The sequence below is a fragment of the Micromonospora sp. AMSO12t genome (genome assembly GCF_008806585.1).
Lineage (GTDB): Bacteria > Actinomycetota > Actinomycetes > Mycobacteriales > Micromonosporaceae > Micromonospora > Micromonospora reichwaldensis.
This window is the reverse complement of the sequence record NZ_WAAS01000250.1, coordinates 1-9,289: the sequence shown is the minus strand read 5'-3', so window position 1 is coordinate 9,289 and position 9,289 is coordinate 1. Positions and strand designations below refer to the sequence as shown.

Sequence of the window (9,289 nt, the reverse complement as noted above, 5' to 3'; positions counted from 1 at the left end):
CGGGGTTCTGAGTTGGCGGTCAATCGAGCATCGATGTTCAAGACCCGGACCGCCCGGCGGCCGAAGATGGAATCCGTCAGCCGGGATCGAGCCGCCGGATCGGCGGTCGCGGGGTGCGCGGACCTGTTCGGGGAGGCCCGCAGCTCCAACCGGCTGCGACCTCGGCGACGGCGAGGCGCCGTCGCCGCCCGCCGGTGGTGCCGTACACCCCCCTGTATGGCACTCCGGTGGGCACGGGGCAGCCCGTTCGAAGGATCTTGACGGGGGTGGCCGGCCGTGATCGGCTGCGCTGATGGGCAACCAGTGGCGGGCACAGTTCGACGCGGAGGTCACCTTCGCCAACGGCGGCGGGCTGCGGACGGACGGGTTCCGTCTGGACATTCCCGGCCGCGACATCGCCGACGACGAATTGGCGGCGCTGTTCGTCCGGCACCTCGGGCTGCTGATGGTGGCCGAGGTACGGATCACCGGCCGGACGATCATCGAGGAGCCGCACAAGGGCGGCCGGGGTATGGCCGCCGGCCCGGGGGACAGTTCCCGGCGACGGCTGGTCGAGTTGAGCCACGTCGTCACCGACGGCATGACCACCCTGCCGGGCTGGCCGGCGCCACGGATCACCGAATGGCTGACCCGGGAGGCGTCCCGCGCCAACTACGCCCCCGGCACCGAGTTCCAGGTGGGGCGGATCGACATGATCGCCAACACCGGCACGTACCTGGACACGCCCGCCCACCGCTTCGCCGACGGCGCCGACCTCGCCGGCACCCCGCTGGACCGCCTCGCCGACCTGCCCGGCGTCGTGGTCCGGGTACCGGCCGGCACCCGCGCGGTGGACCGGCTGCTGCTGGCACCGTACGACGTCGCCGGGCACGCGGTGCTGCTGCACACGGGCTGGTCGGCGCACTTCGGCACGGACCGGTACGGCGCGCCGGAGGCGCCCTACCTCACCGGCGACGGCGCCCGGGCCCTGGTCGACGCGGGCGCCGCCCTGGTCGGCATCGACTCGATCAACATCGACGACATGAGCCCGGCGGCGGCCGGCGAGCGACCGGCGCACAGCGCCCTGCTGGCCGCCGGCGTCCCGATCGTGGAGCACCTGACCGGGCTCGACGCGCTGCCCCCGACCGGCTTCCGGTTCACGGCCGCCCCACCGATGGTGGCCGGCATGGGCACCTTCCCGGTACGGGCGTTCGCGGTCCTCAATCCCACCTGATCGACGACCGAGGGCCACGTCGACAGCCCGGGATCAACCTTCGGGTCGGCGCGCGGGCGGACTGTGACAGCAGGCTGCCGGAATGTCACGGGCACCGCGCGTCCCCAGAGAGTTGGCGTTCCTCCCGTTCTCCGGCAGTCGGGCCGTCGCCGCCAACCTGGTCACGTGGCGGATGCTCCGTGGGCCGTCCTGGTGCCGGCTGCTGCCCGACATCTACGTCCACGTCGACGGTTACCGTGAGAACGACCACCGGATGTGGTGCGACGCCGTTGCCCTCACCCTGCCGGCGGGGGCCGCCATCAGCGGTCTCAGCGCGGCATTCCTGTGGGGCGTGGAACTCCTCCCACACGCGAGCCCGGTCTTCGTCACGCTCCCGGCGACGGCCCGCCGACGCTCCACTCGGCGTGTGTCGGTCGACCAACGGTCGTTCTCCGCCCGGGAGATCACCCGCTTCGCCGGATTGCCGGTCACCACCGGCGTCCGCACGGCCTTCGACCTCGGGCGGCAGTTGCCCCGGACGGACGCGCTCGTCGCGGTGGACGCGCTGCTGCATCGGCGGGTGGTCAAGCTCCCGGCGTTGGGCAGCTACCTGGACACGCACAACGGCTGGCCCGGCACCGCCCAACTGCGGGAGGTGCTCACGCTGGCCGAGCCGCTGAGCGAGTCCCCCATGGAGACCCGGCTCCGGCTCGTCCTGCACGACGCCGGTCTGCCACCCCTGACCGCGCAGCACGACGTGTACGGCACCCACCCGCACCGGGGACGCGTCTTCCTCGGCCGCGTCGACCTCGCCTACCCCCGGTTGCGAATCGCCATCGAGTACGAGGGTGACCACCACCGGGAACGCACCCACTTCCAGCGCGACGTGGCTCGGCTCAACGCACTCCGCGCGGCGGGCTGGTTGGTGCTGCGCTTCACCGCGGACGACGCACTGCGACACCCCGCCCGAATTGTCCGGCTGGTGACTGCCGCAATCCAGGAACGCCGCCCCGGCCACTGCTGATCAGTCCGCCATGGACCTTAAAACGGCCAGTTAACGTCCATGGCGTCCTGATCACCGGGGCGCTCGCACGCACGCGGCGGGCGGCGCGGGTGGGTCAGTAGCGGACCGAGATGTGTCGGGTGGTCGCGTCGATGCGGATCTCGCCGCCGTACGGGACGATCAGCTGCGGGTCGGTGTGGCCGAGGTCGACGTCGAAGACCACCACCGCGTCGGGGCAATAGGCGGCCAGCGCCCGGGTGACCGCCTCCCGCTGCGCCTCCGCCCAGTCCCGCCGCTCGTCGGGGGTGTGCTGCCGGGTGAAGTCCCACGCCTTCGGCCGGCCGACGAGGACCGCTGGGAAGCCGGCGAGCAGACCGCGCTCCCCCATGTTGCGCAGGATCCGGAACACCTCGGTGGCCGGGGGCAACTCCTCGGAGGTCTCGACCATCAGCACCGATCCGGCCAGGTCCCCGGCGTCAGGGACCCGGTCGGCGGCCAGCAGCCAGTGCAGGATCTCCAGGTTGCCGCCCCAGGTGCGCCCCTCGACCGCCGTCGACGGCCCCTGCCAGCGCCAGCCCTCGCCCGGGAGCATCTCCGGCTCGTCGGCCAGCGTCGCCGGGTCCTGCCAGTCGTTCGGCCGGTCGCCCCACTGCGGCGCGGGCGTGAGGTCGTACCAGCCGGAGGTGAAGAGGGCCGCGCGCAGCGAGTCGAAGGTCAGCGGGTGCGGGCTGCCGGGCCGGCCGAGGTGCACGAGCACGGACCCGCCGTGGTACGACACGACGCCCAGCCGGTACAGGTGGTTGAGGACGTTCGTGTTGTCGGAGTAGCCGAAGTACGGCTTCGGGTTGGCCCGCAGCACGGCGTCGTCCAGGTGCGGGGTGACCGTGATCAGGTCGTCCCCGCCCACCGTGGCGAGCACGGCGGCGATCGTCGGGTCGGCGAAGGCGGCGGTCAGGTCCCGGGCCCGGTCGCGCGGGTCGGCGCCGAGTACCCGGGTGGTCGGGTACTCCACCGGCTCCAGGCCGAACTCCTCACGCAGCCGGCGCAGGCCCAACTCGTACACGTGGGGGAAGAGGGCCGGCAGGCCGGCGGACGGCGAGACGACCGCGACCCGGTCTCCCGGTCGGGGCTTGGGGGGATAGCTCGGCGACGTCATGATCGGACGCTACCGACCGGCTCCAGCGATTTTCCGCTGGTCCGGCCCGCCGGGACGCTGGCGGACGGCCTCTAGGCTGGCCCCGCCGAAGTTGATCGAGTATTCGGAGGCCGCGTGAGCACCCCCGCCGGACATCCGCCGCAGCCCTTCCACCACGGCCCACCGCACGGCGGCCCGTGGGGAGCCCCCGTGCCGCCGCCGGTGACCAGGCGCATCCCGGAGGACCAGCCCTTCGTGGTACGGCCCAACGTCGCGAAACGCGGCCTGCTGATGATGGGGGTGGTGCTGCTCCTCATCCTCCCGATCGCCTGCTGCGCGGGTCTCGGCATGGTGAACTCGTCCGATCCGCAGCTGCGCTCCCAGTCCGTGGTCGCGATCCTCGGCGTGGTGGGCTGCCTGCTGGCCCTGGTCGCCCTGCCGCTGGGGATCCAGCTCTGGCTGATCGGTTCCGGCGGCCCGGTGCTGGCGCTCGGCCCGGCCGGGCTCTGGATCCGCACCCGGCCGACCCGGGGCCAGGCGATCTGGCTGCCGTGGGAGGGTGTCGCGCGGATCTCCCGGCGCCGGTGGAGCCTGGAGAAGATGCTGGTGGTCACGCCACGCGACGCGCGGGCGCTCCAGCACCTCGGGGCGTTCACGGCGCTCGACAGCGCGGCCCTGAGCGCCTTCTACGGCTCGGGGCTGGTCGCCACGCTCAACTTCGCGGACCGGTCCGAGGCGGAGATCATGGCGGCGGTCGCCCACTACAGCGCGGGCCGCTGCCAGCTCACCTGACCGATGCGGCACCGGCGGCCCCGGCCGGGCCGGGAAACGCCACATACCGGGCACGAGCCGCCCTAGGCTGGCGGCGTGGACCAGGAGATGCGCGACGGGCTGCCGCGTACCGCCGCGCTGCTGCTCGGCACCCTGGTGCTCGCCACCGCGTTCATCACCGCGTACGTCGGCGCGCTGCACCGTCCCAGGCCCCGCGACGTGCCGGTCGGGGTGGTGCGCGGCGACCAGAAGGCACAGGCCGTCCTCGTCGCCGTACGCAACCAGAGCGACACCCTCGACGCCGTCGAGTACGCCGACCCGCGCGCCGCCGACGACGGCCTGCTCACCCGCAAGGTGTACGGGGTGCTCGCCACCGGCGCCGAGGGCGGGCTGGTGCTGACCACCGCGAGCGCCGCAGCGCCGGCCGCGACCGACGTCGTCGTCCGGGTCCTCGACACCGCCGCCCGGCAGGCGGAGATGCCGCTGCGGGTCACCGACGAGGTGCCGGTGGCCGCGACCGATCCGCGCGGGCTCGTGCCGTTCTACCTGGCCGTCGGGTATGTGCTGGGCGGCTACCTCGCCGCCACCGTGCTCGGCCTGGGCAACGGCACCGCCCCGCGCAGCCTGCGCCGCGCCGGGCTGCGGATCGCCGCGCTGGCCGGCTACAGCCTGGTGCTCGGGGCCGCCGGCGCGATCGTGGTGGGACCCGTCCTGGACGTCTGGGACCACGACCTGGTCGGCGTCGCCGCGAGCGGGACGCTGGCGGTCCTCGCGGCGGCGATGATCGCCTCGGCGGTGCAGGGCTGGCTGGGGCTGTTCGGCACCGGGTTGGTGATCCTGCTGCTGGTCGTGCTCGGCAACCCCGGCTCCGGCGGCATCTACGCCCCCGAGTTCCTGCCGACCTGGCTGCGCGGCATGCACCGGTGGAACGTGCCGGGGCTCGCCACCGACCTGCTCAAGTCCGTCGTCTACTTCGACCGCCGGTCGACCGGCTGGCCCATCGCCGGGCTCACCATCTGGACGGCGCTGGGCGTGGCGGGTGTGCTCAGCGCCACCCCGTTCCAGGCCCGCCGTCGCGCCGGTCGACGCACCGCACCCGGCCCCACCAGCGAAGATGCGCGCCGCGCCGGCTGAGACGCGAGGAACGGCTCCTTCCTCTGCCGCAGACGATTGCAAGGGTCCCCTCCTTCCCGGCGGGGGACGCGGATACGATCCAGGGAGTCGGACAGCGCTGTCCTTCGTACTCGCGTAAGGAGCGCATCGTGACCGACCAGCACGACCACGACGGCCCCGACGCCGCCCTGCGGGCCGACATCCGCCGCCTCGGCACCCTGCTCGGGCAGACCCTCGCCCGCCAGGAGGGCCGGCCGCTGCTCGACCTCGTCGAGGAGATCCGCGCCCAGGTGCGCTCGGACGCGCCCACCGCCGCGCAGCGCCTCGCCGGCCTGGACGTCACCACCGGCACCAAGCTGGCCCGCGCCTTCTCCACCTACTTCCACCTGGCGAACATCACCGAGCAGGTGCACCGGGCCCGGGAGCTGCGGCGCCGCCGGGCGGTGCAGGGCGGTTGGCTGGACCAGGCGGCCAAGATGATCGCCGAGCGCGGGGTGCCGGCCGAGGAGATCGCCGCGGCGGCCCGGCGGCTGGCGGTACGGCCCGTCTTCACCGCCCACCCGACCGAGGCGGCCCGCCGGTCGATCCTGTCCAAGCTGCGCGCCATCGCCGACGAACTGGACACCGAGACCGCGAACGCGATCCTCTACGGCGCCAGCGACGAGGGCCCGGCCAACCGCCGCCTCGCCGAACTGCTCGACCTGATGTGGCAGACCGACGAGCTGCGGCTGGACCGGCCGGACCCGACCGACGAGGCCCGCAACGCCATCTACTACCTGCGCGACCTGTACGCCGAGGCCGCCCCGCAGGTCCTCGACGACCTCGCCGACACGCTGCGCACTCTCGGCGTGGAGACCTCCCCGACCGCCCGGCCGTTGTCCTTCGGCACCTGGATCGGCGGCGACCGCGACGGCAACCCGTTCGTCACCCCGGCGGTGACCCGCGAGGTGCTGACCATCCAGCACGAGCACGGCATCGCGGCCACCGAGAAGGCGATGGACCACCTGATCGACGAGGTGTCGGTGTCCCGGCGGCTGCGCGGGGTGTCGCTCGACCTCTCCGCGAGCCTCGCCGCCGACCTGGACGCGCTGCCCGAGGTGGCGGCCCGGTTCCGCCGGGTCAACGCCGAGGAGCCCTACCGGCTCAAGGCCCGCTGCGTGAAGGCGAAGCTGGCCAACACCCGGCAGCGGCTGCGCCAGGGCACCGCGCACGTGCCCGGTCGGGACTACCGCGGCTCCGCCGAGCTGGTCGCCGACCTGGAGCTGCTGCGCGCCTCGCTGGCCCGCAACGCCGGCCAGCTCACCGCCGTGGGCCGGCTCGCCTCGACCATCCGTACGGTCTCCGCGTTCGGGCTGCACCTGGCGACCTTGGACGTCCGGGAGCACGCCGAGGCGCACCACGCGGTGCTCGCCCAGCTCTACGCGGCCGTCGGCGAGGTCTCCGACTACCCGTCGCTGAGCCGGCAGGAACGCACGAAGCTGCTCGCCGACGAGCTGACCGGCCGCCGACCGCTCTCCACGCTGGACACCCCGCTGACCGAGGCGACCCGCAAGACGTTCGACGTGTTCGGCACCATCCGCGAGGCACAGGACCGGTTCGGCAACGAGGTCATCGAGTCGTACATCGTCTCGATGACGCTCGGCGTGGACGACGTGCTCGCCGCCGTGGTGCTGGCGCGCGAGGCCGGCCTGGTCGACGTGCACAGCGGCCGCTCCCGGATCGGCTTCGTGCCGCTGCTGGAGACCCCGGCCGAGCTGAACACGGGCGGCGAACTCCTCGACGAGCTGCTCTCGCTGCCGGCGTACCGGGCCCTGGTCGCGGCGCGGGGCGACGTGCAGGAGGTGATGCTGGGCTACTCCGACTCCAACAAGGAGGCCGGCATCACCACCAGCCAGTGGTCCATCCACCGGGCCCAGCGCGCGCTGCGCGACGTGGCGGCCCGGCACGGCGTACACCTGCGGCTCTTCCACGGCCGCGGCGGCACGGTCGGTCGCGGCGGCGGGCCCACGCACGAGGCGATCCTGGCCCAGCCGTACGGCACCCTGGACGGCGCGATCAAGGTCACCGAGCAAGGCGAGGTCATCTCCGACAAGTACTCCCTGCCGTCGCTGGCGCGGGAGAACCTGGAGCTGACCCTGGCCGCGGTGCTCCAGGCCACCCTGCTGCACACCGCGCCCCGGCAGCCCGCCGAGATGCTGGAACGCTGGGACGCCGCGATGGATACGGTCTCCGACTCGGCCTTCCGGTCGTACCGGTCGCTGGTCGAGGACCCGGACCTGCCCGCGTACTTCTGGGCGTCGACGCCGACGGAGCTGCTCGGCGCGCTGAACATCGGCTCCCGGCCGGCGAAGCGGCCGAACACCGGGGCCGGGCTCGCCGGGTTGCGCGCCATCCCGTGGGTGTTCGGCTGGACCCAGACCCGGCAGATCGTGCCCGGCTGGTTCGGGGTCGGCTCCGGCCTGGCCGCGGCCCGCGAGGCGGGGCTGGAGGACGTGCTGGCCGAGATGCACCGCAACTGGCACTTCTTCCGCACGTTCCTGTCGAACGTCGAGATGATGCTCACCAAGACCGACCTGAGCATCGCCCGCCGCTACGTCGAGACGCTGGTGCCGAAGAAGCTGCACCCGATCTTCCACAAGATCGAGCAGGAGTACGAGCTGACCAAGCAGGAGGTGCTGGCGGTGACCTCCTCGCCGGCCCTGCTGGAGAACTCCCCCGTGCTCCAGCGCACCCTGGCCGTCCGCGACACGTACCTGGAGCCGCTGCACCACCTCCAGGTCGCCCTGCTGCGCCAGTACCGGGAGTCCGGGGCGGCGGGCCGGGCGGTGGCCACGGCGCCGGGCGGCCGGCGTGCGCCGAGCGACGGTACGGCGCTGGAGCGGGCGCTGCTGACCACGGTCAACGGCATCGCCGCCGGCATGCGCAACACGGGCTGAGCAGCGAGGAAGGGCACCTTTCCGCGCTTCCCGCAGCGGAGGGTGCCCTTCCTTCCCACGGCGCCGCCGAGCCGGCCAGCGCTGTCGGTACCAGTCGTGCCGCCGGTGTTGGCCGTGCCGTCGGTGTCGGTCTTGCCGCCCGTGTTGGTCCTGCCGTCGGTTCTGGTCTTGCCGTCGGCGTCGGTCGTGCCGTCGGTGTCGGCCCTACCAGTCGCCGCCGCCGAAGTCACCGCCGCCGAAGTCGCCACCCCCGAAATCTCCGCCGCCGAACCCGCCGCCGCCGAAATCTCCGCCGCCGCCGAAGTCACCGCCGCCGGCCTCGCCGCCCTGCTCGCCGAATCCGGTGCCGTCGCCGAAGCCCTCCTGGTAGCCGGCCTCGTAGCCGTACCCGGGGTCGCCGAAGCCGGGCGAGAAGAGCGCGTCGGCGATCAGCACGCCGCCGAGGACACCCGCGCCGGCGCCCAGCGCGGTCTTCCACCACGGAGTGGAGTACCAGCCCGCCGGCACCGGCCGGCCCTGGTAGCGCCCGCCCGGGTAGTAGTAGGGGGTGTCGCGGCCGGGCTGCGGGCCGGCCTTGAAGGTCTGCCCCTGCACGTCGACCTGACGCTCCCGGGTGAGCTGCCCGGCGCCCTGCGCGGCGGCCAGCGGGGGCAGCTCGGGGCCGGGGTCGATGCCGAGCGCCACGCGGGCCGCCCGGGCATAGGTCAGCCCCTCCAGCGCGGTCTCCCGGGCCAGGCGGTACTGCTCGACGCTGCGGGCCTGCTCCAGCTGGCTGCCGGCCGCGTTGTAACGCTCCCCGGCGTCGACCAGCGCCTGGCGCACGGCCGGGTGGTCGCCGTGCAGGTTCATCACCTGGCCGCCGAGCCGCTCGTACCAGCGCTGGGCGTCGGCCCGCGCGTCGGCCAGGCGGCGTTCCGCCCGGGCGGCGCTCTCCCGACGCCACCAGACGACCGCACCCACCAGCAGCACCACGAGGATGAGCAGCGGCAGATATCTCATGTCTGCGACGTTACCCAGGCCAGGCCAGCGCCACGCCTCCGATCGACGCAGCTCGGCGACGCGGATCGGAGGCGTGGCGCTGGCCTGGCCTGGGTAACGTCGCAGACATGAGATATCTGCCGCTGCTCATCCTCGTGGTG

Annotated in this window: 7 protein-coding genes; 5 read left to right on the top strand and 2 right to left on the bottom strand. The window is 73.5% G+C overall.

All coding sequences use genetic code 11. From position 1 onward, the window contains the following. Positions 1 to 292 precede the first annotated feature (292 nt). Together F6X68_RS26445 and F6X68_RS26440 are read left to right on the top strand one after the other, a co-directional pair. Complete coding sequence (locus F6X68_RS26445; protein WP_151456817.1) at positions 293 to 1,213, top strand: cyclase family protein; 921 nt, start codon at positions 293 to 295, stop codon at positions 1,211 to 1,213. Positions 1,214 to 1,295: 82 nt separating this feature from the next. Next, positions 1,296 to 2,216: an endonuclease domain-containing protein gene (locus F6X68_RS26440; protein WP_151456816.1), complete on the top strand. Its 921-nt coding sequence runs from the start codon at positions 1,296 to 1,298 to the stop codon at positions 2,214 to 2,216. Between the two features lie 94 nt (positions 2,217 to 2,310). On the opposite strand, the gene F6X68_RS26435 is transcribed toward F6X68_RS26440, so the two are convergent. Then, positions 2,311 to 3,351 carry a S66 peptidase family protein gene (locus F6X68_RS26435; RefSeq protein ID WP_151456815.1) on the bottom strand — a complete coding sequence of 347 codons (1,041 nt, stop codon included), beginning with the start codon at positions 3,349 to 3,351 and terminating at the stop codon, positions 2,311 to 2,313. Positions 3,352 to 3,465: 114 nt separating this feature from the next. On the opposite strand from F6X68_RS26435, the gene F6X68_RS26430 reads away from it, so the two are divergent. From F6X68_RS26430 to ppc, 3 genes are all read left to right on the top strand, one after another. Further along, positions 3,466 to 4,122: a hypothetical protein gene (locus F6X68_RS26430; protein ID WP_151456814.1), complete on the top strand. Its 657-nt coding sequence runs from the start codon at positions 3,466 to 3,468 to the stop codon at positions 4,120 to 4,122. Positions 4,123 to 4,197: 75 nt separating this feature from the next. Continuing rightward, positions 4,198 to 5,235 carry a hypothetical protein gene (locus tag F6X68_RS26425; RefSeq protein ID WP_225852440.1) on the top strand — a complete coding sequence of 346 codons (1,038 nt, stop codon included), beginning with the start codon at positions 4,198 to 4,200 and terminating at the stop codon, positions 5,233 to 5,235. A 128-nt stretch (positions 5,236 to 5,363) separates the two neighbouring features. After that, complete coding sequence (gene ppc / locus F6X68_RS26420; RefSeq protein WP_151456813.1) at positions 5,364 to 8,150, top strand: phosphoenolpyruvate carboxylase; 2,787 nt, start codon at positions 5,364 to 5,366, stop codon at positions 8,148 to 8,150. Positions 8,151 to 8,354: 204 nt separating this feature from the next. Here ppc and F6X68_RS26415 read toward each other — a convergent pair whose 3' ends face one another. After that, positions 8,355 to 9,149, bottom strand: coding sequence for a hypothetical protein (locus tag F6X68_RS26415; RefSeq protein ID WP_151456812.1), 795 nt, complete (start codon positions 9,147 to 9,149; stop codon positions 8,355 to 8,357). Positions 9,150 to 9,289: the final 140 nt, after the last annotated feature.

What these genes read in the sequence shown, in the direction of transcription:
- F6X68_RS26415 (WP_151456812.1), bottom strand. Translation starts at nt 9,149, where the DNA reads ATGAGATATCTGCCGCTGCTCATCCTCGTGGTGCTGCTGGTGGGTGCG.
- F6X68_RS26440 (WP_151456816.1), top strand. Translation starts at nt 1,296, where the DNA reads ATGTCACGGGCACCGCGCGTCCCCAGAGAGTTGGCGTTCCTCCCGTTC.
- F6X68_RS26435 (WP_151456815.1), bottom strand. Translation starts at nt 3,351, where the DNA reads ATGACGTCGCCGAGCTATCCCCCCAAGCCCCGACCGGGAGACCGGGTC.
- F6X68_RS26445 (WP_151456817.1), top strand. Translation starts at nt 293, where the DNA reads ATGGGCAACCAGTGGCGGGCACAGTTCGACGCGGAGGTCACCTTCGCC.